Below are 24,286 nucleotides of genomic sequence, written 5' to 3'. Positions count from 1 at the left end.
CGAGCAGCATGTCGAAGATCAAGCCCAGCAAGGGTGCCCCGTACGCGCGCATCCTCGGCGTCGGTGGCTACCGTCCGACCCGGGTCGTGCCGAACGAGGTGATCCTCGAGACGATCGACTCGTCCGACGAGTGGATCCGCTCGCGCTCCGGCATCGCCACCCGTCACTGGGCCAGTGACGAGGAGACCGTGGCGATGATGTCGGTCGAGGCGTCCGGCAAGGCCATCGCCGACGCGGGCATCCGTCCGGAGCAGATCGGCTCCGTGGTCGTGTCGACCGTCTCGCACTTCGCGCAGACGCCGGCCATCGCGACGGAGATCGCGGACAAGCTCGGTACGGACAAGGCCGCCGCGTTCGACATCTCCGCGGGCTGTGCGGGCTTCGGCTACGGCCTCACGCTCGCCAAGGGCATGATCGTCGAGGGCAGCGCGGAGTACGTGCTGGTCATCGGCGTGGAGCGGCTGTCCGACCTGACCGACCTGGAGGACCGCGCGACGGCCTTCCTGTTCGGTGACGGTGCCGGTGCCGTGATCGTCGGCCCGTCCCAGGAGCCCGAGATCGGCCCGACCGTGTGGGGCTCCGAGGGCGACAAGGCCGGCACGATCAAGCAGACCGTGCCCTGGAACGAGTTCCACGTGGGAGATATCACGAAGCTGCCCTTGGACTCCCAGGGCAACGTCAAGTTCCCTGCGATCACGCAGGAGGGCCAGGCGGTCTTCCGCTGGGCCGTGTTCGAGATGGCGAAGGTCGCCCAGCAGGCGCTGGACGCGGCCGGGATCAGCCCGGACGACCTGGATGTCTTCATTCCCCACCAGGCCAACGAGCGGATCATCGACTCGATGGTGAAGACTCTGAAACTGCCGGAGCATGTCACGGTCGCCCGTGACATCCGCACCACCGGCAACACGTCGGCCGCCTCGATTCCGCTCGCGATGGAGCGGCTTCTGGCGACCGGCGAGGCGAAGAGCGGCGACACCGCGCTCGTCATCGGCTTCGGGGCGGGTCTCGTGTACGCCGCCACGGTCGTTACCCTCCCCTAGGCAACTCGTCCGGATCCTCGGATCCGTACAGATGCCGCCACACCCTCTGGATACACACCGAAGGAGCGCCACAATGGCCGCCACTCAGGAAGAGATCGTCGCCGGTCTCGCCGAGATCGTGAACGAGATCGCCGGGATCCCCACCGAGGACGTCCAGCTGGACAAGTCCTTCACCGATGACCTGGACGTCGACTCGCTGTCCATGGTCGAGGTCGTCGTCGCCGCCGAAGAGCGCTTCGACGTCAAGATCCCGGACGACGACGTCAAGAACCTCAAGACCGTCGGCGACGCCACGAAGTACATCCTCGACCACCAGGCCTGAGCCACAGCCTCAGCCCATGGTCAGTCGCTCCGCCACCCGGCGGTGGCGCCTCTGAATCCCTCGGATCCGTTGGAGAAAGAATTCCTGTGAGCTCGACCAATCGCACCGTGGTCGTCACCGGTATCGGCGCAACCACACCGCTGGGTGGCGACGCGACATCCACCTGGGAGGGGTTGGTCGCCGGACGTTCCGGCGTCAAGCCCCTGGACCAGGAGTGGGCCGCCGACCAGGCGGTTCGCATCGCGGCGCCGGTCGCCGTGGAGCCGGGCGAGGTCATCCCCCGCCCGCAGGCCCGCAAGCTGGACCGGTCCGCTCAGTTCGCGCTGATCGCCGCCAAGGAGGCGTGGGCCGACGCCGGTTTCACCGACAAGGCGGGCGACGACCCGAGTGTCGACCCCGACCGGCTGGGCGCCGTCATCGCGTCCGGCATCGGCGGCGTGACCACGCTTCTCGACCAGTACGACGTGCTGAAGGAGAAGGGCGTACGCCGCGTCTCCCCGCACACCGTGCCGATGCTGATGCCCAACGGCCCCTCGGCCAACGTGGGCCTGGCCGTGAACGCCCGCGCGGGTGTGCACACGCCGGTCTCCGCCTGCGCCTCTGGCGCCGAGGCCATCGGCTACGGCATCGAGATGATCCGCACCGGCCGCGCCGACGTCGTCGTCTGCGGCGGCACGGAGGCGGCCATCCACCCGCTGCCCATCGCCGCGTTCGGCAACATGATGGCGATGTCCAAGAACAACGACGACCCGCAGGGTGCGTCGCGCCCCTACGACACGGCCCGGGACGGCTTCGTCCTCGGCGAGGGCGCCGGCGTCGTCATCCTGGAGTCGGCCGAGCACGCCGCCGCGCGCGGCGCCCGCGTCTACGCGGAGGCGGTCGGCCAGGGCATCTCCGCCGACAGTCACGACATCGTGCAGCCGGAGCCGGAGGGCCGCGGCATCGCGCACGCCCTGCAGAACCTGCTGGACAACACCGACCTGGACCCGGCCGAGATCGTGCACGTCAACGCGCACGCGACGTCGACGCCCGCCGGTGACATCGCCGAACTGAAGGCGCTGCGCAAGGTGTTCGGTGACGACGCCGACCACTTCGCCGTCTCCGGCACCAAGTCGATGACCGGGCATCTGCTCGGCGGCGCCGGTGGCGTCGAGTCCGTGGCGTCGGTGCTCGCGCTGTACAACCGACTGGCCCCGCCGACCATCAACGTCGAGAACCTCGACCCGGAGGCCGAAGGCACCGCCGACGTCGTCCGCGGCGAGGCGCGCAAGCTGCCGGTCGACGGCCGGATCGCCGCGCTGAACGACTCGTTCGGCTTCGGTGGGCACAACGTGGTGTTGGCCTTCCGCACGATCTAGCGCTCCGCTGAACGTGGGAGTGGGCCCGCCCTGGGGTACTGGGCGGGCCCACTTCGTTATTCGCGTGCGTATGTGTGGGGCATGACCGGTGTTTGCGGGTGCGGATCCGCTGTGGGTTTGCGCAGTTCCCCGCGCCCCTGAAAAGCAGATCCTTGCGCCCCGGAAAAGCAAATCCCCCCCCAGGAAACCGGCCGCCTCACACCACCTGGTGCAGCCACCTCACCGGGGCGCCCTCGCCGGCGTAGCGGAAGGGCTCCAGTTCGTCGTCCCAGGGCTTGCCGAGGAGTCCTGCGAGTTCGGCCTCCAGGTCCGTCTCGCCGGCCTTGGAGCGGGTCAGTGCGGCGCGCAGGCGGTCCTCCGGGATGAGGATGTCGCCGTGGATGCCGGTGATGGCGTGGAAGATGCCGAGTTCGGGGGTGGCGCTGTAGCGCTCGCCCTCGGCGGCGGCGCAGGGCTCGGCCGTCACCTCGAAGCGCAGCAGGTGCCAGCCGCGCAGTGCGGAGGCCAGCTTCGCCGCGGTGCCCGCCTCGGCCCGCCAGGAGAACTCGGATCTCCAGGTGCCCGGCGCCGCGGGCTGCCTGATCCAGTCGAGGCTGACGCGCGCGCCGAGTACGCCCGCGACCGCCCATTCGACGTGCGGGCACAGCGCGCGCGGAGCGGAGTGCACGTACAGAACTCCACGTGTCGTCACCGGGACCTCCAGTGTGGGTCGAGGTTCGCCTTCCCCAGCGGCCTCGCGCCCGTGCCGAGCCTTCTTCCCCCGTTGTCCGGAACGAAAAGGTCCAGACAAAAAGGGACACATCTGACGTGTAGTAATTTAGCGGAACCGGTACAGCGGGCTCCCAGTGGGTCGACCGGGGATCCCGGGGCGAGGCTATCGCGCAGCAGCGCGAGGAGTGTGACGTACTGTCGGTCCCGGGGCCCACAAACACCGACCTTTCACCCGGCGGGACGCAACCGGGGCCGGTGAGGGCCAGCGAGAGGGCAGGAGGGCCGATGCGGAAGCGTAGTGACCGGCCGTTCGCCGTTCGGGCCGCTGTCGCCGCCGTGACGGCGGCCGTGTGCGGTGTCGCCTCGCTCGCCGCGTGCGACGCCACGGGCGGCAACTCCCCCGGCCCTTCCGGCTCCCCGAGCGCCGCGAAGCCCTCGCCCAAGCCCACTCCCACGTGGGACACCAAGCCTCGTTCGGTTGCCGCGGTGGGTGACTCGATCACGCGCGGCTTCGACGCCTGCTCGGTGCTCTCCGACTGCCCCAAGGTGTCGTGGGCGACGGGGACGGACAGGTCGGTCAAGAGTCTGGCCGTGCGGTTGCTCGGTGAGAGCCGCGCCAGGACGCACAGTTGGAACCATGCGCGGACCGGGGCGCGGATGGCCGATCTGCCCGAGCAGATGAACCGGGCGGCGTCCGAGAAGCCGGAGCTGGTGACGGTCATGGCCGGGTCGAACGACGCGTGCCGGCCGTCGGCCGCCGGAATGACCCCTGTCGCGGACTTCCGGGCCGACTTCCAGGAATCCCTGCGGCAGTTGCGGCGCACGGCGCCCAAGGCGCAGGTGTACGTACTGAGCGTGCCGGACCTGAAGCGGCTCTGGTCGCAGGGGCGGGCGAACCCGCTGGGCAAGCAGGTGTGGAAGCTCGGCATCTGCGCGTCGATGCTGGCCGATCCGGACGATCTGAACTCCGCGGCCACCGCGCGGCGGGACTCCGTGCAGGCGCGTGTGGTGGCGTACAACGAGGTGCTGCGCGAGGTCTGCGCGAAGGACAAGAAGTGCCGGTACGACGGCGGGGCCGTGTTCGGGTACAAGTTCGGGCAGACGCAGTTGAGCGAGTGGGACTGGTTCCACCCGAGCGTGAACGGGCAGGCCCGGCTCGCGGCACTCGCGTACCGCGGCGTGACGGCCGAGCGGCCGTCACGGCCGTAGCGGCCTCCCGGCCGGGGCCCGAGCGTGCGGGCGTAGGGTCGCGATCATGCGCAGCGAACTCTTCGGCACCCTGCCCGACACCGACCGCACACCCGTCCACCGCTGGACCCTGGAGCGGGACGATGTGCGGGTACGCATCCTGACGTACGGCGGGGTCCTGCAGTCGGTGGAGGTGCCCGACCGGGACGGCGCCGTGGCCGACGTGGTGCTCGGGTTCGCCGATCTGGACGGGTATCTGACGCACCCGGAGCCGTATCTGGGCGCGATCGTCGGGCGGTACGCGAACCGGATCGCGGGCGGCCGGTTCCCGCTGGACGGGCGGATCTACCACCTCGCGCGGAACAACGGGCCGAACGCGCTGCACGGCGGCGAGCGCGGCTTCGACAAGCGGGTGTGGGACGCGGAGGCCGTCGGGGACCACGGGGTGCGGCTGAGCCGTGTGTCGCCGCACGGCGAGGAGGGGTTCCCCGGGCGGGTCGAGGTCTCGGTGACGTACGGGCTGGAGGCGGGCGGTGTGCTGCGGGTCTCGTACGAGGCCGTCACCGACGCGGCGACGCCGGTGAACCTGACCAACCACACGTACTGGAATCTCGGCGGGGCCGCGTCCGGGAGCGCGGTGGGCGGTCATGAACTGCGGATCGATGCCGGGCGCGTGACGGCCGTCGACGAGGAGCTCATTCCGACCGGTGAGCTGATGGACGTGACCGGGACGCGGTTCGACTTCCGAGAGGGGCGGAAGGTCGAGGCCGGGTACGACCACAACTACGTGCTCGACAAGGGCGTCGGGGACGAGGCGGTGGAGGTGGCCGAGTTGCACGATCCGGCGTCGGGGCGGGTGTTGAGTGTTGCCACGACGGAGCCGGGGGTGCAGTTGTACACGTCGGACGGGTTCGACGAGGCGGTGCCGTTCGCGCCCGGTGACGGGATCGCGTTGGAGACGCAGCACTTTCCGGATTCGCCGAACCGGGTGGAGTTTCCGTCGACGGTGGTTCGGCCGGGGGATGTGTATCGGTCGGAGACGGTGTATCGGTTCGGGGTCCGGGGTTGACGTCTCGGGGCTCCGCCCCGGACCCCGCTGCTCAATCGCCGCAGGGGCTTGACATGGTGGCGCATACCCGAGCGTCCGTGAGAGAACGGCCTGCGACGACCTCGTACGAGCCCGTGGCGACGGACCATGCGCCCGCGCTCTCGTCCCAGACCTCAAAGGCGCGGCGCGGGAGGTCGATGACGGCCTCCGTGGTCTCGCCCGGGGCCGCCGTCACGTTCGCGAAGCCCGCGAGCCACCGTGTCGGCCGCTGTTCGTCGCGTTCGGCCGGTGACACGTACACCTGGACGACCTCGCGACCGGCCCGCTCCCCCGTGTTGCGGACGCGGACCGTCGCCGTGGTGCCTTGCACCTGAAGGGACTCGTACGTCCAGTCGGTGTAGCCGAGGCCGTGGCCGAAGGGGTACGTGGGGGCCGCGCCCGACTTCTCCCAGGCGCGGTAGCCGATGAAGACGTCCTCGGTGTACGGGAGTTCGCCGTCCACCGGTGTCACCTGGGTGACCGGGGCGTCGGCCAGTGGGCCCCACGTGGTGGGGAGGCGGCCGCTCGGTTCCTCGGCTCCGGTGAGGACGTCGGCGAGGGCGGCGCCGCCCTCCTGGCCGGGGAACCAGGACAGCAGTACGGCGGCGACGTCCTCGCGCCACGGCAGTTCCACCGGGGAGCCGGAGTTGACGACCACGACGGTGTTCGGGTTGGCGGCGGCCACGGCGCGCACCAATTCGTCCTGGCGGCCGGGGAGTCGCAGGTCGGTGCGGTCAAAGCCCTCGGACTCCACGCGGTCCGTGGTGGCGACCACGACGACGGCGACCTCGGCGTCGCGCGCGGCGGCGACGGCCTCGGCGAGCAGCGCGTCCTCGTCCCGGCGCGGGTCGAGGTGCACGAGGCTGAACAGCACGGCGGGCAGCGGCATGGCGAGGGACTTGTCGAGGGTGTGCAAGAGCGAGACCTCGACCGGCCGCCCCTCCGTCAGGGTCACCCTGCCGCGCTCCTCCGGGGCGCCGAAGAACGCCTCGAAGGGGTCGGACTCGGCTCCCATGGTCTGCACGCCCTCGTACAGGACGGTGCCGTCGACGGTGAGGGTGAAGGCGCCGAGGCCGCGGGTGCCGAAGGCGTGGGCGCCGCTCTCGCGCGGGGTGAAGGTGCCCTTGATCTCGATGCTGTGCAGCGCCTCGTGGGTGACACCGGCCGGCAGGTCGCTGCCGAGCCACTGGACCTGGCCGTTCGGGAGCGTGCCCGCGCCGAGGACGGTGCCTTCCGCGTCGCGGCAGACGGCGCGGAGCGTGAACCCCTTGTCGGCGACGGCGAGTTCGTCGCTCGGGTCGGCGCCGACGCTGTAGGTCAGGGATGGCAGCGCGACGCTCAGGCCGTCGAGTGGCGAGACGATCCGGGGCGGGAAGACGGTGGCGGAGCCGCCGCCGAGGACGCGGGCGTCACGCGCCGCGGCCCCGATGAGGGCGACCCGGGCGTCCGAACGCAGCGGCAGCACACCGGAGTTGCGGACGAGGACGAAGGCGCGGTGGGCGATCTCGCGGGCCAGGGACTCGCCGTCGACCTCCCCCGGCAGCTCTGAAGGAGAGACGGCGGGTTCGGCGCCTTCGAGGGCGCCGACGCGGGCGGCGAGCCGCAGCACGTTGCGTACGGCCGCGTCGACCTCGGACTCGTCGACCTCGCCGGAGCGGACGGCCGCCACCAGCGCCGGGCCGTACACCGTCAGCGGTCCTGGCATCGCGACGTCCAGGCCGCCCTTGATGTCACCGACGGTCGAGCGGGCGGCCATCCAGTCGGAGACGTTGAAGCCGTCGAAGCCCCACTCGCCGCGCAGGATGTCGTTCACGAGGTGGCTGTGCTCGGTCATGCTCGTGCCGTTGACCGCGTTGTAGGCGGTCATGACGCCCCACGGGCGGGCGTTCTTGACGATGGCCTCGAAGGGCGCCAGGTACAGCTCGCGCAGGGCCCGTTCGGAGACCAGGTTGTTCACCGTGAAGCGGTCCGTCTCGGCGTCGTTCGCCACGTAGTGCTTCATGGTCGTGCCGACGCCGCCGGACTGCACGCCCTGGACGTAGCCGCTGCCCATGAGCCCGGCGAGGTACGGGTCCTCGCTGTACGTCTCGAAGTGGCGGCCGCCGAGCGGGGAGCGGTGCAGGTTCACGGTCGGGGCGAGCAGCACGTGGACGCCCTTGCGGCGGGCCTCCTGGGCGAGCAGGACACCGGCGCGGCGGGCGAGTTCCGGGTCCCAGGTGGCGCCGAGCGCGGTCGGGGACGGCAGCGCGATCGACGGGTCGTCGGCGCTCCAGCGCACGCCGCGTACGCCGATGGGGCCGTCGGACATGACGAGGGACGTGAGGCCGATCTCGGGGACCGCGGGCAGCGACCACATGTCCTGGCCGCCGAGCAGTCGGGCCTTGGTGTCCAGATCGAGCTTGCCGAGCGCGGCCTCGACCGCCGTCTCGCGGGCCCTGTCGGCCCGCCCCCTACCGTCGTCCGCCTGCTGCGCCATGCCGGCACCTCCTCGTCGAAGTCTGGGCGCCTCCATCCTGCACCCGCCACCTGTAGAGCGGTAGGTTCCGTTATCTTGTCGTTACCTATGGCTCAAAGGGGCGCCCCGGCCGTGTCGTACGGTGACCGCATGAGCAGCACCAGGACCGCCAGGAGCCAGGAACGTCGGGCCGAGATCTTGCGGTCCGCGCTCGACGTCATCGCCGAGCGCGGCTACCGGGGCGCGAGCCTGGCGGCGGTGGCCGAGCGCGTGGGGCTGACCCAGCAGGGGCTGCTGCACCACTTCCCCACCAAGGAGGCGCTGCTCGTCGCCGTCCTTGAGGAGCGCGACCAGTGGGACTCGGTGCCCAGAAGCCAGTGGCGGCTCGATCTGCTCGGCACGCTGGTCGAGTACAACGCGATGCGGCCCGGGATCGTGCAGACCTTCTCGGCGCTGCTCGGCGAGTCGGTGACCGAGGGGCACCCCGCGCGGGAGTTCTTCACGCGGCGCTACGCCGAGGTGCGGGGGTCGATGGCCGAGGTGCTGCGCGCCGAGTACGGGGAGCGGCTGCCCGGCGGGCTCACGCCCGAGCGGGCCGCGCCGCTCCTCGTCGCGGTGCTGGACGGCCTGCAGTACCAGTGGCTGCTCGACCCGGAGGCCGTGGACATGCCCGGCGCGGTGCGCGACTTCCTGGAACTGCTCGCCGTGGAGGGCTAGTTGGACCAGCCCTGGCCATGAGGGGCCGGCCACTGCGCCTCGGGGCCCGGGGCCTGTGCGTGTGCCGGCGCCTGGGCCTCCGACTCACCCTCAAGTTCGCGGACCATCAGCGTCGCGCCGGCCACCGCCCCCGGCATCAGGAACACCGCGACGAACGGGACCAGGAAGGCGAGGGCAAGCGGCGTACCGAAGCCCCAGGCCAGGCCCCGCCGCGAGCGCAACACGGCGAGCCGCTCACGGACTTCGCGGTTCCGGCGCTGCCACGCCACCGACGTCAGCTCCTCCGTGAGGAAGTAGCCGGTGACGAAGAAGCCGATGACCGGGATGACGGTCTGGCCGACGAAGGGGATGAATCCGAGCGCGAAGAGGAGGATCCCCCACAGGACGGCGCGCACGAGCAGCCGCAGGCTGTCACGCGCGGAGATCCACAGTTCACGCATGAGCGAGAGGCCGGACTCCGGCGCGTGGCCACCGCTCTCGGCCCGGTCGACCTCCTCGGACAGCGACTCGTAGAACGGCTGGCCGATCAGCAGGGTCACCGCGGTGAAGGTGAGCACCGAGAGGAGCAGGGCGAGGGCGAACAGGACCGCCGTGAGGAAGCCGCGGAACAGGCCCTGCCACGGGGACGTCCAGCCGTCGGCGAACGGCGTGGACCACGAGACGAAGTCGCCGCCCCAGACGCCGAGGCAGACCAGCGCTGCCGCGTACAGGACAAGGGTGATCAACCCCGGCAGCAGGCCCCAGCCGTACTGCTTTCCGTGCTGGGCAACCCAACGTTGCCCCTTCATCAAATAGCCGAAGCCCGCCCCGAGATCACGCATGGCGCAACCCTACGGGACGGGCCCGACCGCACATCAAGCTCAGACGGAGAGCGTGACCGTGATGTTGCCGCGGGTCGCCTTGGAGTACGGGCAGACCTGGTGGGCCTTCTCGATCAGGGACTTGGCGGCGGCCGCGTCCACGTTCGGGATCGCGGCCGAGATCTCGACGATGATGCCGAAGCCGTCGTCGTTCTTGCCGATGCCGACGTTGGCGGTGACGGTCGAGCCGGAGACGTCGACGCCCTCCTGGCGGGCGACGACGGCGAGCGCGCCCTGGAAGCAGGCGCTGTAGCCGGCCGCGAAGAGCTGCTCGGGGTTGGTGCCCTCGCCCGAACCGCCCTGCTCCTTGGGCGGGTTGACGACGAGGTCGAGCTTGCCGTCGCTGGTGGAGACGCGGCCGTCGCGGCCGTTCTCCGCGGTGGCGGTGGCGGTGTAGACGACGTCGGACTGCGTGATGGCCATGACCGGCTCCCTCGTTCGCGCGTATGACTCTTTCGTTGTGCGGAACGAGGTTACCGAATCATGGAATCAATGGATGTGGCGGGGGTCACTCACCCCGCCGCGGAGCTCAGAGCTTGACGACCATCTTTCCGGTGTTGTCGCCGCGCAGTACCCCGAGGAACGCCTCCAGGTTGTTCTCGATGCCCTCGACGACCGTCTCGCGGTACTTGAGCTCGCCGGAGCGGACCCAGCCGCCGACCTCCTGCACGAACTGCGGCTGCAGGTCGTAGTGGTCGCCGACGAGGAAGCCCTCGATGCGGCCGCGGGTCTGGATGAGGCGGGAGAGGTTGCGCGGGCCGGGGGCCGGCTCCGTGCTGTTGTAGACGGAGATGGCGCCGCAGATGGCGATGCGGCCGTCGCGGTTCAGGCGGGCGATGGCGGCCTCCAGGTGGTCGCCGCCGACGTTGTCGAAGTAGACGTCGACACCGTCGGGAGCGGCCTCCTTCAGGAGCGTGTGGACATCGCCCGTCTTGTAGTTGAAGGCGGCGTCGAAGCCGTACTCCTCCAGGAGCACCTTGACCTTCTCGTCCGAGCCGGCCGAGCCGATGACCCGCGAGGCGCCCTTGAGCTTGGCGATCTGGCCGACCTGGCCGCCGACCGCGCCCGCGGCGCCGGAGACGAAGACGCTGTCGCCCTCCTTGAAGTCCAGCGTGCGCAGCAGGCCCGCGTAGGCGGTGAGGCCCGTCATGCCGAGGACACCGAGGTACGTGGACAGGGGCGCGGCGTCCGGGTCGACCTTCACGGCCTGCTTCGCGTCGAACGTCGCGTACTCGCGCCAGCCGAAGAAGTGCAGCACGTGGTCGCCGACGGACACGCCCTCGTCGTTCGAGGCCAGGACGACACCGACGGCACCGGCCTGCATGGGCTTGCCCAGCTCGTACGGGGCGACGTACGACTTCGCGGCGCTCATCCGGCCGCGCATGTACGGGTCCACGGAGACGTACAGGTTCTTGACCAGCACCTGGCCGGGGCCCGGCTCGGCCACCGGGGCCTCGCGCAGCTCGAAGTCCTCGGGCTTCGGCCAGCCGACGGGGCGGCTGGTCAGTACCCACTCGCGGCCGGTGGCGGGGATCTGGGGGGTGTCGGCGGTCATGCGCTGATCCTTTGTCGAGGGGGCGGAAGCACGTGGGCCGAAGCATGCAAAAAATACTTCAGTACCTGAAACAACAATGCTCCTGAATATTTCATGATGTCAAGCAACTGGGTACGCTGGAGTACATGACCGCACCGAGTTCCCCCCGCACGGACCTGCTCACCCTCGAGGTCGTCGAGCTGATCGGGGAGATCGTCGCGCGCTACCACCAGGAGTACGAGGAGGCCGCCTCGCGGCACGGGCTCACCGGGGCGCAGGCGCGGGTGCTCGGGCTGCTCTCCCTGGGGCCGCTGCCGATGCGGCAGGTGGCGCAGCGGCTGAAGTGCGAGCCGTCGAACGTGACGGGGATCGTGGACCGCCTGGAGGCCCGCGTCCTCGTGGAGCGGCAGCCCTCGCCGGGCGACCGCCGGGTGAAGGTGGCCGCCGTCACCGCGGAGGGACGGCGGACCGCGCGGGCCCTGCGCGAGTCGCTCGACTTCGCGCGGGAGCCCCTGTCCGGCCTGTCACAGGATGAGCGGGTGGCGTTCCGGGACATGTTGCGGCGGATGCTCGGCGTGGACGTCGGGACGGACTGAGCCCCGGCCCCGCACACACCACCAGGCCCTACGTGCACCACCACAGGAAGCGGTCGCAGGTGGCCGACGGGTCCGGCTCGGCCGTGGGCGTGGCGGACGGCGAGCGGGAGGCCGAGGGCGTCGGCCGGGAGCTCGCGGAGGAGCCGGGCTCGGACGTGGCAGGCGCGGACCGGGTCGCCCGGTGCGTCGCCTCGGCGTCCACCGGTCCGGAGGAGGCCCGCGTGCGCTCCGGCCGCGGCGACTTCGAGGCGGGGGCCGATGACGTACGCGAGGCGCGGGACGCGGGCGGGGTGGAGCGCTCTGCCGTGGCGGACGGGGACACGGTGTCGGCGCCCTTCGTAGGGGCGGCGGATATGTCGGGGGCCGCCTGGGTGTGGGAACCGTCGCCCAGGGACCCCTCGCCGAGCTGAGCGACGCCGAGGCCGACGCCGCCGGCGACGAGCGCGATACCCGCCGTGGCGAGGAGGGCCCGCCGCCGCCGAGGGCGAACGAAGCGGTGCGCGCGGCGCCTGCCCCGCACCCGGACAGGACCGGCCTCCTGGTCCGCCGCCTCTTCGACCTCCGCGTCCTGCGCGGCGATCCACTCCCCGTACGCACGCACGGCGTCGACCGGCGTGCCGCAACCCGGGCACATGAAGGCGCCGTTGAGATGTCGTCCACAGGGATGGCAGTAGTCCATGACCAACGGAGGCTAAGCGGCGGGCCGGTGGAGGGAAAAGCCTGTCCTGTGAAACTTCTGTACGGAAAGTGGCGCAAGCCGATCGTCCGCGGACCGGCACGGACCCATTGACACCCCGGAGGGCCCGATTTACTGTCTCGCCAGCATTTCGAACGTGTGACGAAATTTCGAACAGCACAGGGGGCAACTGCCTTGCGGATCACGGGAATCAGCACGCACGTGGTCGGGACTCCGTGGCGGAACCTGACCTACGTACAGGTGCACACCGACGAGGGACTCACCGGTGTCGGCGAGACCCGGATGCTGGGCCACACCGACGCGCTCGTCGGCTACTTGCACGAGGCCCAGGCCAACCACATTGTCGGCTCCGATCCGTTCGCCGTCGAGGACCTCGTACGGAGGATGAAGTACGGCGACTACGGTCGGGCCGGCGAGATCGTCATGTCCGGCATCGCCGTGATCGAGATGGCCTGCTGGGACATCAAGGGCAAGGCCCTCGGCGTACCGGTCTGGCAGCTGCTCGGCGGCAAGGTGACCGACAGGGTCAAGGCGTACGCGAACGGCTGGTACACCACCGAGCGCACGCCGGAGGCGTACCACAAGGCCGCGCAGACGGTGGTGGAGCGCGGGTACAAGGCGCTGAAGATCGACCCGTTCGGCACCGGGCACTTCGAGCTCGACCACGAACAGTCCCTGTACGCGGTGTCGTTGATCGAGGCCGTGCGCGACGCCATCGGGCCCGAGGCCGAGCTGATGCTGGAGATGCACGGACGGTTCTCCCCCGCCACGGCGATCCGGCTCGCCCGCGACCTGGCACCGTTCAACCCGGCGTGGCTGGAGGAGCCGGTGCCGCCGGAGAACCTCAAGGCGCTGGAGAAGGTGGCCGCGAAGGTGGAGATGCCGGTGGCGACCGGCGAGCGGATCCACGACCGGATCGAGTTCCGGGAGCTGTTCGAGAGCCAGGCCGTCGACATTCTGCAGCCGGACGTCGGCCACATCGGCGGCATCTGGGAGACCCGGAAGCTGGCCGCCACCGCGGAGACGCACTACATGCTGGTGGCTCCGCACAATGTGGGCGGGCCCGTGCTGACCGCCGCTTCGCTGCAAGTGGGGTTCTCCACCCCCAACTTCAAGATTCTCGAGCACTTCAACGACTTCGCGGACGCCGAGATCAAGAAGGTCGTGAAGGGCGCGCCGAAGGTCGTCGACGGCTACTTCGAGCTGTCCCACGAGCCGGGCCTCGGCGTCGAGCTCGACGTCGACGCCGCAGCCGAATTCCCGCAGCAGCAGGCCCGGTTCGACCTGTGGGCCGAGGGCTGGGAGAAGCGCGACCCGAAGGCGGGCTCGTGAGTTCCGCCGTAGCCGGTTCCGCCGTCGTCGTCGAGGCGCCCGGGAAGCACCGGGTCGTGCCGCACGAGCCCGCCTCTCCGGGCCCCGGCGAGGCGCGGGTGCGGGTGCACGCCGTGGGGATCTGCGGCAGCGACCGCGAGGTGTACCAGGGCAACCGGCCCGAGGGGTACGTGCGTTACCCGCTGACTCCCGGGCACGAGTGGTCCGGCGTCGTCGACGCGGTGGGCGACGGGGTGCCGGGGTCCCTGGCCGGGCGCAAGGTCGTCGGCGAGGGGTTCCGCAACTGCCAGGTGTGCGAGCGGTGCCACGCCGGTGAGACGACGCTGTGCACCGACGGGTACGAGGAGACCGGGTTCACCCAACCAGGCGCCATGGCCACGACCTTGACGCTGCCGGCGCGGCTGTTGCACACGCTGCCCGACGACGCCGACCTCACCGCCGCCGCACTGCTCGAACCCGCCGCGTGCATCGCCGCCGCCGCGCTCAAGGCGGAGGCGAGGCCCGGGCAGCGGGTGGGAGTGGTCGGGACCGGGACGCTCGGGATGTTCGCCGTGCAGTTCCTCGCGGCCGCGTCGCCGGCGGAGCTGGTCGTGGTCGGGACGCGGGGTGAACGGGAGGCCCTGTCACGGCAGTTCGGGGCCACCGGCTTCCGGCTGCGCAGCGAGGAGCTGCCGGACGACCTCGACGTCGTCGTCGAGACCGCCGGATCCGCCTCCGCGGCGCGTACGGCCGCGTCGTTGCTGCGGCGGGGCGGGCGGCTCGTGCTCACCGGGATTCCGGCGGCCGGGGCGGCGGAGGGGCTCGATCCCACGGATCTCGTGGTGCGGCAGGTGGAGGTGCGGACCGTGTTCGGGGCCGCGCCGGACGCCTGGGCGCATGCGGTCCGGATGTTCGGGGCGGGGCTGCTCGATCCGCTGCCGCTCGTGACGCATCAGGTGCCGCTGGAGCGGTTCGCCGAGGCGATCGAGTGGGTGGGGGCGGGTGACCCTGCGGTCGGCAAGGTGCTGTTGCGGCCCTAGCCACACGGGAGTCCTGCGGCACCGGGGTTTTGCAGGGCTCTGCCCCGCACCCCGCGGGCTCTCGTACAGGAGCGGGGCTTGATCGACCAGCGCCCGACGCCCCCGGCACATCCGAACCTTGCCCGAAATACCGAACAACCGAAAAGGACCACCGTGACCGACACACCCCGCCGACCCGGCGAACCCGCGCTCTCCGCTCTCGGGCTCAGCGCCCCCGAGCGCGAGCCCGCCGACACCTCGCCGCACGCCTTCCCCGACGGTGGCACCTGGCGTACCGAGATCCCTTCCGTCGAAGGGCCGGAGGCCGTCGCCGTCGTGCTCAAGGAGTCCTCGCGGCTCGACGTACCCATCCACCGGATCAGCCAGGGCAGCGGCATCTGGATGCTGCGGGACTCCGAGATCCAGGAAATGGTCGAGGCGACCGCCGAAAGGGACATCGAGCTCTGCCTGTTCACCGGCCCGCGCGGCTCCTGGGACACCGGAGCCTCCGTGCGGACCGACTCGGGCGGCGCGGGGCTGCGCGCCCGTGGGCACGACGCCGTCGCCGGGTGCGTCGAGGACGCCGTGCGGGCGACGGAGCTGGGCGTGAAGTGCCTGCTCGTCGCCGACGAAGGCGTGCTGTGGACGCTGCACCGGGCGCGCGGCCAAGGGATCATCCCGGCCGACACCACCCTCAAGGTGTCCGCGCTCGTCGGGCCCGTGAACCCCGCCTCGTACGCCGTGTACGAGCGGCTCGGGGCCGACTCGCTGAACGTGCCGAGCGACCTCACGCTCGCCCACCTCACCGAGATCCGCCGGGTCTCCGCCGCGCCCATGGACATGTACGTCGAGGCGCCCGACGACCTCGGCGGCTATGTCCGGATGTACGAGATCGCCGAACTGGTGCGCCGTGGCGCCCCGTTGTACCTGAAGTTCGGTCTCGCCAAGGCTCCCGCCATCTACCCGTACGGGGCCCAGCTGCGCGACGTCACGCTGGACACCGCCCGTGAGCGCGTGCGCCGGGGGCGGCTCGCGCTCGACCTGCTGGCGCGGCACGGGGCCGACGGCGGGATGTCGCCGCTGGGCTCGCGGCTGCCGGGAGCACTGAGCCGGTTCGACACGGGCCAATAACGTTCCGGGCACGCAACTTCCCAGAACTGGACAGGGCCGCGCAGAATCCAACGCATCTCCACTCGTTCAACCCACGCTCCACGCAAGGGACTTCGCACCGCCCGCATTTGTGCACTCACACATCAAGGATGATGACCATGCGAAACCGTCGAGCCGTTCTCACCGCGATAGCCGCGTCCGCCTCCCTCGCGCTCACCCTGTCCGCCTGCGGCCAGAGCGGCGAGGGCGGGAGCAAGGACGAGAAGAAGAGCGCGAAGGGCTCCACCGTCGGCATCGCGATGCCGACCAAGTCCTCCGAGCGGTGGATCGCCGACGGCAACAACGTTGTCAAGTCGCTGAAGGCGAAGGGGTACAAGACCAAGCTGGCGTTCGGTGAGGACGACCCCGACCAGCAGGTCTCCCAGATCGAGAACATGATCACCCAGGGCGTCTCGGCGCTGATCGTCGCCTCGATCGACAACAAGTCGCTCACCAACGTGCTCCAGGAGGCGAAGGACGCCAACATTCCGGTGATCGCGTACGACCGCCTGATCCTGGACTCGAAGAACGTCGACTACTACGCGACGTTCGACAACGAGAAGGTCGGCGAGCTGCAGGCCGGCGCGATCGTCAAGAAGCTGGGCCTCGACAGCGGCAAGAAGGGCCCCTTCAACCTGGAGCTGTTCGCCGGTTCCAACGACGACAACAACACCAAGTACTTCTTCAACGGCGCGATGTCGGTGCTCAAGCCGTACATCGACAAGAAGCAGCTGGTCGTCAAGTCGGGGCAGACCAAGCTCAACCAGGTCACGACGCTGCGCTGGGACGGCGCCACCGCCCAGAAGCGCATGGACGACATCCTGACCTCGACGTACAAGAGCACGAAGGTCGACGCGGTGCTCTCGCCGTACGACGGCATCTCCATCGGCATCCTCTCGGCGCTGAAGTCCGACGACTACGGCACGAAGGCCAAGCCGCTGCCGGTGGTCTCCGGGCAGGACGCCGAGGTCGCCTCCGTGAAGTCGATCATCGCGGGCCAGCAGTACGCGACCGTCTACAAGGACACCCGCAAGCTCGCCGAGGTCTCGGTGGACATGGTCGACGACGTGCTCAACGACAAGAAGCCCAAGGTCAACGACACCAAGACGTACGACAACGGCGCCAAGGTCGTCCCGTCGTACCTGCTGACCCCGGTCAGCGTCGACAAGACCAACTACCAGAAGACCCTGATCGACAGCGGCTACTACACCAAGTCCGACCTGGGCCTGAAGTAACCCCTGCCACGCCTCAGAGAAGGGCACGACCATGGCGGGACCCGTCCTGGAAATGCGCTCGATCGTCAAGACCTTTCCCGGCGTCAAGGCGCTGTCGGACGTCTCCCTGAGCGTCCGTCCCGGCGAGGTCCACGCCATCTGCGGGGAGAACGGCGCCGGAAAGTCCACCCTCATGAAGGTGCTCTCCGGCGTCCACCCGCACGGAAGTTACGAAGGGGACATCCTCTTCGAGGGGGAACACTGCGAGTTCAAGGACATCAACGCCAGTGAGGCGCGCGGCATCGTCATCATCCACCAGGAGCTGGCGCTCGTGCCGTTCCTGTCGATCGCCGAGAACATGTTCCTCGGCAACGAGCACGCGAGCCGCGGCTTCATCAACTGGCACGAGACCCTGGGACACGCGACGCGCCAGCTGCGCCGGGTGGGCCTGAACGAGAACCCCAACACCCGCGTCACCGACATCGGGGTGGGCAAGCAGCAGCTCGTGGAGATCGCCAAGGCGCTCGCCAAGGAGGTGAAGCTGCTCATCCTGGACGAGCCGACGGCGTCCCTGAACGACGAGGACTCCGATACCCTCCTCGATCTGATCCTGGAGCTGAAGGATCAGGGCATCACCTCGATCATCATCTCGCACAAGCTGAACGAGATCCGCAAGGTCGCCGACTCGGTGACGATCCTGCGCGACGGGCGCACCGTCGAGACCCTCGATGTGCGGGCCCCCGAGACCACCGAGGACCGGATCATCTCCGGCATGGTCGGCCGGGACCTCGACCACCGCTTCCCCGAGCGCACCCCGCACCACCCGGAGGCGGGCGCGGCGCCGGCCATGGAGATCCGCAACTGGACGGTGCGCCACCCCATCGACCGCGAGCGCAAGGTCGTCGACGACGTCTCGCTCACCGTGCGCCGCGGTGAGATCGTCGGCATCGCGGGTCTCATGGGCGCGGGCCGCACCGAGCTGGCGATGAACGTCTTCGGGCGTACGTACGGCAGGTACGCGGGCGGCGTGGTCCTGAAGGACGGCAAGGAGATCGGTACGCGGCACGTCTCCGACGCGGTCGGGCACGGGATCGCGTACGTCACCGAGGACCGCAAGCACTACGGCCTCAACCTGATCGACACCATCGGCCGCAACATCACGATGAGCGCCCTGGGCAAGGTCGCCAAGCGCGGTGTCGTCGACGAGCACGAGGAGCGGCAGGTCGCCGAGGGCTACCGCAAGTCGATGAACATCAAGGCCCCGACGGTGTTCGAGCGGGCCGGGAAGCTGTCGGGCGGCAACCAGCAGAAGGTCGTCCTCAGCAAGTGGATCTTCGCTGGGCCCGATGTCCTGATCCTCGACGAGCCGACGCGAGGCATCGACGTCGGCGCCAAGTACGAGATCTACACGGTCATCGACAAGCTCGCGGCCGAGGGCAAGGCGGTCGTCTTCATCTCCTCCGAGCTGCCCGAGCTGCTCGGCATGTGCGACCGCATCTACACGATGGCCGCGGGCCGCCTGACCGGCGAGGTGCCGCGGGCCGAGGCGACGCAGGAATCGCTGATGCGCCTGATGACGAAGGACAAAGAGGTAGCGCGATGAGCACGAACGTGACGGACAAGATCCCGGCGGCCGCGCCGCCACCGCCGCCGCGCAAGGCGGGCGAGGCGGCCGGGGGCGGCCTGCTCCAGCTGGTCGTCGCCGGCATGCGCCGCAACATGCGCCAGTACGGGATGCTGATCGCGCTCGGCCTGCTGGTCGCCGTCTTCGCCGTGTGGACCGACGGCGACCTGATCCTGCCGCGCAACGTCTCCAACCTGGTGCTGCAGAACAGCTACATCCTGATCCTCGCGATCGGCATGATGCTGGTGATCATCGCGGGCCATATCGACCTGTCCGTCGGCTCGTTGACGGCGTTCGTCGGCTCGATGGCCGCGGTCCTCACGGTCAGCCATCAGATCTCCTGGCCCGTCGCCGTGATCCTCTGCCTGGTGATGGGCGGCATCGCCGGCTCGATCCAGGGCTGGCTCATCGCGTACGGCGGCATACCGTCGTTCATCGTGACCCTGGCGGGCATGCTGGTGTGGCGCGGGCTCACCGAGATCCTGCTCAAGGGGCAGACCCTCGGCCCGTTCCCCGACGGCCTCCAGAAGATCGGCAACGGCTTCCTGCCGCAGGTCGGCCCGAACACGAACTACCACAACCTCACGCTGCTGCTCGGTGTCCTGCTCGCCGCCGCCGTGGTCTGGCAGGAGCTGCGCGACCGGCGTCGGCAGCGCGAATTCTCCCTGGACGTCGTCCCGTTCAACCTGTTCGTGCTGAAGCTGGTCGCGATCGTCGCGGCGATCGCGGTCGTGACGCTGCTGCTCGCCAGCTACAAGGGCACCCCGATCGTCCTGATCATCCTCGGCGTCCTGGTGGTCGGCTACGGCTATGTGATGCGCAACTCGATCTTCGGCCGGCACATCTACGCGATCGGCGGCAATCTGCCGGCGGCGAAGCTCTCCGGCGTGAAGGACAAGAAGGTCTCCTTCTACGTCTTCCTGAACATGGGCGTGCTCGCGGCCCTGGCGGGTCTGGTCGTCGCCGCCCGGCTGAACGCGGCCTCGCCGAAGGCGGGTCTCAACTTCGAACTCGAGGCGATCGCCGCGTCGTTCATCGGCGGCGCGTCGATGAGCGGCGGCGTCGGCACCATCCTCGGCGCGATCATCGGCGGTCTCGTCCTCGGCGTGCTGAACAACGGCATGAACCTGCTCGGCGTCGGCTCCGACTGGCAGTCGGTGATCAAGGGCCTCGCCCTGCTCGCCGCGGTCGGCTTCGACGTATGGAACAAGCGCAAGTCCGGTTCGTAAGTCCGGTTTCGTTACTCACTTTCAGGAGCCGCACAGATGGAACTGAGCAGACGTACGGTCATGGCCTCCGCCGCGGCAGCCGGTGTCGCAGCCACCGCCCTCGGCGGCACGGCACAGGCATCGGGAGCCGCCTCGGGAACCACCTCCGGAAGCAGGAAGCCCGTGAAGGAGCCCTTCGGCAAGCTCGCCGACGGCACGAAGATCTACCGCTGGTCGCTGGAGAACGGCGGCACGCGCCTGAAGGTCCTGAACTACGGCGGCATCGTCCAGTCGCTCGAACTCCCGGACCGGCACGGCAAGTACGTGAACGTCTCCCTCGGCTACGACACCATCGAGGAGTACGTGGCGGGCACCACGTTCTTCGGCGCCACCATCGGCCGCTACGGCAACCGCATCGCCAAGGGGAAGTTCACGCTGGACGGCAAGGCCTACCAGGTCTCCGTCAACGACGGCGAGAACTCGCTGCACGGCGGCGCCAAGGGCTTCAACACGCGAGTGTGGGACATCGAGCCCTTCACCTCCGGCTCCGACGTCGGCCTGCACATGCACTACACCTCCGTCGACGGCGAGATGGGCTACCCCGGCACGCTGAAGACGACGGTCACGTACACCCTGACAGCGCGCGGCGACTGGCGCATCGACTACGAGGCCACGACCGACAAGCCGACGGTCGCGAACCTCACCAACCACACGTACTACAACCTCGCGGGCGAGGGCAGCGGCACGATCTACGACCACGAGCTGACGCTGGCCGCCTCCCGCTACACGCCCACCGACGCGGGCCTCATCCCGACCGGTGAGCTGGCGAAGGTCGCGGGCACCCCGTTCGACTTCCGCAAGGCGAAGCCCATCGGCCGCGACATCCGCACGGCCCACCCGCAGCTGATCACCGCGAAGGGCTTCGACCACAACTGGGTCATGGACAAGGGCATCACCGCGAAGCCCGTCCTCGTGGCGACGCTGCGCGACCCGTCGTCCGGCCGCACCCTGAAGATCGCCACGGACCAGCCGGGCCTGCAGTTCTACTCCGGCAACTTCCTCGACGGCACGCTCGTCGGCCAGTCGGGGCGCACCTACCGGCAGGGCGACGGCCTGGCCCTGGAGACCCAGCACTTCCCGGACTCCCCGAACCAGCCGTCGTTCCCGTCGACGGTGCTGCGACCGGGCGAGACGTACCGGACGACGACGGTGCACTCGTTCGGCGTCTGACTCTCTCTGAGCACGCGAGCGGCCGGGGCCCTGCGGGGTCCCGGCCGCTCGTTGCGTTCCGGTTCAATACGCGACCGGCCAGCCACTCCCCCAGTTCAGCAGGTTGACGCCCATCTTGGGCGCCCCGCCGTCCGTCCCGTCGTAGTAGTGGTAGACGAGCAGATCGCCGTCGGAGTCCGACAGCACGGACTGGCCGCCGGGCCCGATGTACTTGCCGTGCGTGGCGAGCACCTCGGTCCCGCCGTTCTCCGTCATCCGTACGCCGTTCTTGTCGACGTAGGGACCCGTGGGCGAACTCGCCCTGCCCACCTTGATCTTGTACGTGGACGAGGTGCCGGCGCAGCAGGTGTCGTACGAGGCGAAGAGGTAGTAGTACGCGCCGTGCTTGACGACCGCGGGGCCCTCGACGGCCTTGGTGCCGGTCGGCCGCGCGGCCAGCGAGCGGACGGTCTTGTCGGCGGCGTACTGCTTGCCGGTCGACGGGTCGAGCCTGATCATCTTGATGCCTGAGGACCAACTCCCGAACGACAGCCACCACTTGCCGTCGCCATCCACGAAGAGGTTCGGGTCGATGGCGTTGTAGCCGGACGACGTGGTCGTGGCGTGCACGACGCCGTGGTCGGTCCAGGTGCCCGGCTGTCCGCTCGGCGAGGACGCGAAGCCGATCGCCGAGTGCGTCGAGCCGAAGGTCGAGACGGCGTAGTACATCAGGTACTTCCCGCCGTGGTACGAGACGTCGGGCGCCCACACGTCCTTGTCGGGGTTGTACGTCGACCACCACGACGGGAGCGACGTGAAGGCGGCGCCCGCGCGCTTGAAGGCCGTGCGGTCGGTGGAGGTGCGGGCCTCGACGCCGTTGTGCGTCGAGTAGACGACGTAGCCGCTCGACGTCTTGACCATCGACGGGTCGTGCACCGAGACGTCGCCGGTGAGCACGCCCGAGCCGGGGTAGGCGGCGTAGGCGCTGCTCGGGACGAGGGCGTAGGCGGTCGCGGCGGCCACGGCGGCGGCGAGTACCGGGAGCAGACGGCGCTTGTGCGGGGCGCGATGGCGGGGGAATGGCTTCATACCGGTGAGTCGCCGCGGGCGGGGCGCGGGTTGCCGCGTCACGCACGTCACATTCGCCCCACCCACTGAACACCACCCGCCACGCCCCCGTACTCATGCCCAACCAACACCCGTCCGATGGGAGGCAGTTGATGAGCGGAAGCGTCGTCTCGCTGTTCCAGGGCTCGACGGCCCACTCCCCGTCCTACGGCCAGCTGACGCGCGCCGGGGCTGGCGGCGGTGGCGACGGTGCGGTCATCGACTTCTGCATCCCCTGCAACCCCTACTTCCCCACCCCCACCATGCTGGAGACACTCCGCGCCCGACTGCACGAGATCCTGACGTACTACCCCAGCAGCGCCGAGCACATCACCGCCGAGCTGTGCCAGGTCCTCGGCCTCAACCCGCAGACCGTGGCGATGGGCAACGGCTCGACCGAACTCATCACCTGGATCGACCACTTGCTGGTCCGCGATTCCCTCGCCGTGCCGGTGCCGACGTTCGGCCGGTGGACGGACCAGCCCATGGAGACGGGCAAGCGGGTCGACATGTTCCCGCTGCCGGAGCGCGACGGGTTCGCGCTCGACCCGGCCGCGTACGCGGAGTTCATCCACGCGCGCGGCTCGCGGGTCGCGGTGATCTGCAACCCGAACAACCCCGACGGCGGCCTGCTCTCACGCCGCGCCCTGCTCACCCTCGTCGACGAGCTGCGCCACCTCGACCTGATCGTGATCGACGAGTCGTTCCTCGACTTCGCTGACGCCGACGGCGGCCAGGACCCCAGCCTCGTACAGGAGGCGGTCCTCCGCCCGAACGTGATCGTGCTGCGCAGCCTCGGCAAGAACTTCGGCCTGCACGGCGTGCGCTTCGGCTACCTCGTCGCGAACCCGGGCCTCGCGGGAAAACTGCGGTCCGCCCTGCCGAAGTGGAACCTCAACTCCTTCGCGGAAACGGTGGTCTTTATGCTCCGCGAGCACCGCCAGGAGTACGCCGACAGCCTCCGCCAGGTGTGCCGCGACCGCCAGGACATGCGCTGGCACCTGGCCCGGCTGCGCCCGCTCACCGTCTACCCCTCGCAGGGCAACTTCCTCTACGTGCGCCTGCCGGACGGGGTCGACGGGGTGGCGGTCCGCGACCGGCTGCTCGCCGAGCACGGCGTCCTGGTGCGCGAGTGCGGCAACAAGATCGGATCGTCCAGCAGTTTCCTGCGCCTCGTGGTGCGACCCCAACCGGACGTCCTGCGCCTGGTGGCCGGTCTGGAGTCGCTCATGGGGAGCGGGAATGGAGTCGCCGTGCCCGAGCGATACGGAGGGACCACCTACAGCTCGGGCACGGCGGCGGTGGACCGCCTCATACGGTCCACGGGGGCATGAGCCTCACGGGTTGCGCCAGGCGGCGGGGTCCTCGGCCAGTTCCTTCACCGGGTCCGGCAGCCGGTCGTGCGCGAGGTCGGCGAGCGTGACGCCCTCCAGGATCTTGCGCACGTTGGCCCGCAGCGCCACCCACAGCGGGAGCAGCGGTTCGGCGGGACCGGTGTAACTGAGCGCGTTCGGCCGCTCACCACGCACCGAGACGATGGGCCCCTCGACCGCTCGCACGACGTCGGCGACGGTGATCTCGGCGGCCGGGCGGGCGAGCAGATAGCCGCCGTTGCCGCCCCGCTTGCTCACGACGATGCAGCCGCGCCGCAGATCGCTGAGGATCCCCTCCAGGAACTTGTGCGGAATCTCCTGGGCCGCGGCGACGGCCTCGGCCTTGATCGGCACGCCGTCCCCCTCGGCATGAACGGTGATTTCCAGGCAGGCACGTACGGCGTAGTCGGCGCGGGCGGAGATCCTCATGGGCACATTGTGGTGGACGTTCGCGCCGCACGGTGCGGTGGATCACCCCTGATCACCTCGCGTCCTTCCAGCATCTGG

At 69.8% G+C, this 24,286-nt stretch carries 22 protein-coding genes and 1 pseudogene; 15 read left to right on the top strand and 8 right to left on the bottom strand.

Annotated elements, in window-relative coordinates; translation table 11 throughout:
• Positions 1–8: 8 nt before the first annotated feature.
• The 3 genes from OKJ99_RS39815 (at position 9) to OKJ99_RS39805 (ending at position 2,720) form a co-directional block, all read left to right on the top strand.
• The gene (locus OKJ99_RS39815) at positions 9–1,040 is read left to right on the top strand and encodes a ketoacyl-ACP synthase III (RefSeq protein ID WP_326023344.1); all 1,032 of its coding nucleotides are present in this window, start codon (positions 9–11) and stop codon (positions 1,038–1,040) included.
• A gap of 73 nt (positions 1,041–1,113) precedes the next feature.
• Complete coding sequence (locus OKJ99_RS39810; RefSeq protein ID WP_018530896.1) at positions 1,114–1,362, top strand: acyl carrier protein; 249 nt, start codon at positions 1,114–1,116, stop codon at positions 1,360–1,362.
• An 86-nt stretch (positions 1,363–1,448) separates the two neighbouring features.
• Positions 1,449–2,720 (top strand): beta-ketoacyl-[acyl-carrier-protein] synthase family protein, encoded by a 1,272-nt coding sequence (locus tag OKJ99_RS39805; protein WP_326023343.1) that lies wholly within the window; start codon positions 1,449–1,451, stop codon positions 2,718–2,720.
• A 196-nt stretch (positions 2,721–2,916) separates the two neighbouring features.
• On the opposite strand, the gene OKJ99_RS39800 is transcribed toward OKJ99_RS39805, so the two are convergent.
• Entirely contained in the window at positions 2,917–3,411 is a 495-nt protein-coding gene (locus tag OKJ99_RS39800; protein ID WP_326023342.1) for a DUF3145 domain-containing protein, read from the bottom strand.
• 305 nt (positions 3,412–3,716) lie between these two features.
• On the opposite strand from OKJ99_RS39800, the gene OKJ99_RS39795 reads away from it, so the two are divergent.
• Positions 3,717–4,640, top strand: a complete 924-nt coding sequence (locus tag OKJ99_RS39795) for an SGNH/GDSL hydrolase family protein (protein WP_326023341.1) — start codon at positions 3,717–3,719, stop codon at positions 4,638–4,640.
• 46 nt (positions 4,641–4,686) lie between these two features.
• Positions 4,687–5,688, top strand: coding sequence for an aldose epimerase family protein (locus OKJ99_RS39790; protein ID WP_326023340.1), 1,002 nt, complete (start codon positions 4,687–4,689; stop codon positions 5,686–5,688).
• A 31-nt stretch (positions 5,689–5,719) separates the two neighbouring features.
• Here OKJ99_RS39790 and OKJ99_RS39785 read toward each other — a convergent pair whose 3' ends face one another.
• Positions 5,720–8,182, bottom strand: a complete 2,463-nt coding sequence (locus tag OKJ99_RS39785; RefSeq protein ID WP_326023338.1) for a beta-glucosidase family protein — start codon at positions 8,180–8,182, stop codon at positions 5,720–5,722.
• Positions 8,183–8,293: 111 nt separating this feature from the next.
• Here OKJ99_RS39785 and OKJ99_RS39780 point away from each other — a divergent pair, with 111 nt between their 5' ends.
• Positions 8,294–8,878, top strand: a complete 585-nt coding sequence (locus OKJ99_RS39780) for a TetR/AcrR family transcriptional regulator (RefSeq protein ID WP_326023337.1) — start codon at positions 8,294–8,296, stop codon at positions 8,876–8,878.
• On the opposite strand, the gene OKJ99_RS39775 is transcribed toward OKJ99_RS39780, so the two are convergent.
• The 3 genes from OKJ99_RS39775 to OKJ99_RS39765 all read right to left on the bottom strand — a co-directional run bounded on the left by OKJ99_RS39775 (position 8,875) and on the right by OKJ99_RS39765 (position 11,293).
• A complete protein-coding gene (locus tag OKJ99_RS39775; protein ID WP_326023336.1) occupies positions 8,875–9,699 on the bottom strand; it encodes an EI24 domain-containing protein in 825 nt (274 codons plus the stop codon). The two genes, OKJ99_RS39780 and OKJ99_RS39775, sit on opposite strands and share 4 nt — an antisense overlap.
• A 39-nt stretch (positions 9,700–9,738) precedes the next feature.
• On the bottom strand, positions 9,739–10,161 hold the full coding sequence (locus tag OKJ99_RS39770) for an organic hydroperoxide resistance protein (protein WP_326023335.1): 423 nt from the start codon (positions 10,159–10,161) through the stop codon (positions 9,739–9,741).
• 106 nt (positions 10,162–10,267) lie between these two features.
• A complete protein-coding gene (locus OKJ99_RS39765; RefSeq protein ID WP_326023334.1) occupies positions 10,268–11,293 on the bottom strand; it encodes an NADP-dependent oxidoreductase in 1,026 nt (341 codons plus the stop codon).
• Positions 11,294–11,418: 125 nt separating this feature from the next.
• Here OKJ99_RS39765 and OKJ99_RS39760 point away from each other — a divergent pair, with 125 nt between their 5' ends.
• Positions 11,419–11,868 (top strand): MarR family winged helix-turn-helix transcriptional regulator, encoded by a 450-nt coding sequence (locus OKJ99_RS39760; protein ID WP_326023333.1) that lies wholly within the window; start codon positions 11,419–11,421, stop codon positions 11,866–11,868.
• Between the two features lie 28 nt (positions 11,869–11,896).
• Here OKJ99_RS39760 and OKJ99_RS39755 read toward each other — a convergent pair whose 3' ends face one another.
• Positions 11,897–12,547, bottom strand: coding sequence for an SCO2400 family protein (locus OKJ99_RS39755; protein ID WP_456115207.1), 651 nt, complete (start codon positions 12,545–12,547; stop codon positions 11,897–11,899).
• Positions 12,548–12,739: 192 nt separating this feature from the next.
• Between OKJ99_RS39755 and OKJ99_RS39750 the strand changes: the two genes are divergently transcribed.
• From OKJ99_RS39750 to OKJ99_RS39720, 7 genes are all read left to right on the top strand, one after another.
• Complete coding sequence (locus OKJ99_RS39750) at positions 12,740–13,897, top strand: mandelate racemase/muconate lactonizing enzyme family protein (protein ID WP_326023331.1); 1,158 nt, start codon at positions 12,740–12,742, stop codon at positions 13,895–13,897.
• Positions 13,894–14,916 (top strand): zinc-dependent alcohol dehydrogenase, encoded by a 1,023-nt coding sequence (locus OKJ99_RS39745; protein WP_326023330.1) that lies wholly within the window; start codon positions 13,894–13,896, stop codon positions 14,914–14,916. The genes OKJ99_RS39750 and OKJ99_RS39745 overlap by 4 nt, the downstream gene beginning before the upstream one ends.
• A 153-nt stretch (positions 14,917–15,069) precedes the next feature.
• Complete coding sequence (locus OKJ99_RS39740) at positions 15,070–16,026, top strand: hypothetical protein (protein WP_326023329.1); 957 nt, start codon at positions 15,070–15,072, stop codon at positions 16,024–16,026.
• 137 nt (positions 16,027–16,163) lie between these two features.
• Entirely contained in the window at positions 16,164–17,279 is a 1,116-nt protein-coding gene (chvE, locus tag OKJ99_RS39735; protein WP_407700854.1) for a multiple monosaccharide ABC transporter substrate-binding protein, read from the top strand.
• A gap of 31 nt (positions 17,280–17,310) precedes the next feature.
• Positions 17,311–18,861 carry a multiple monosaccharide ABC transporter ATP-binding protein gene (mmsA, locus tag OKJ99_RS39730; protein WP_326023328.1) on the top strand — a complete coding sequence of 517 codons (1,551 nt, stop codon included), beginning with the start codon at positions 17,311–17,313 and terminating at the stop codon, positions 18,859–18,861.
• The gene (gene mmsB, locus OKJ99_RS39725) at positions 18,858–20,111 is read left to right on the top strand and encodes a multiple monosaccharide ABC transporter permease (protein ID WP_326023327.1); all 1,254 of its coding nucleotides are present in this window, start codon (positions 18,858–18,860) and stop codon (positions 20,109–20,111) included. The genes mmsA and mmsB overlap by 4 nt, the downstream gene beginning before the upstream one ends.
• Positions 20,112–20,147: 36 nt before the next feature.
• Entirely contained in the window at positions 20,148–21,320 is a 1,173-nt protein-coding gene (locus tag OKJ99_RS39720; protein WP_326023326.1) for an aldose epimerase family protein, read from the top strand.
• Between the two features lie 63 nt (positions 21,321–21,383).
• Here the strand turns inward: OKJ99_RS39720 and OKJ99_RS39715 are convergent, their stop codons facing one another.
• Positions 21,384–22,388 carry an arabinan endo-1,5-alpha-L-arabinosidase gene (locus OKJ99_RS39715; protein ID WP_326023325.1) on the bottom strand — a complete coding sequence of 335 codons (1,005 nt, stop codon included), beginning with the start codon at positions 22,386–22,388 and terminating at the stop codon, positions 21,384–21,386.
• Between the two features lie 131 nt (positions 22,389–22,519).
• Here OKJ99_RS39715 and OKJ99_RS39710 point away from each other — a divergent pair.
• A pseudogene (locus OKJ99_RS39710) lies at positions 22,520–23,731 on the top strand (pyridoxal phosphate-dependent aminotransferase); the annotation flags it as partial.
• A gap of 12 nt (positions 23,732–23,743) precedes the next feature.
• Here the strand turns inward: OKJ99_RS39710 and OKJ99_RS39705 are convergent.
• Complete coding sequence (locus OKJ99_RS39705) at positions 23,744–24,208, bottom strand: RrF2 family transcriptional regulator (RefSeq protein ID WP_326023324.1); 465 nt, start codon at positions 24,206–24,208, stop codon at positions 23,744–23,746.
• Between the last annotated feature and the right edge of the window lie 78 nt (positions 24,209–24,286).

This window comes from Streptomyces endophyticus (assembly GCF_035798155.1).
Classification (GTDB): domain Bacteria; phylum Actinomycetota; class Actinomycetes; order Streptomycetales; family Streptomycetaceae; genus Streptomyces; species Streptomyces endophyticus.
This window is presented reverse-complemented; position numbering and strand designations above follow the sequence as displayed.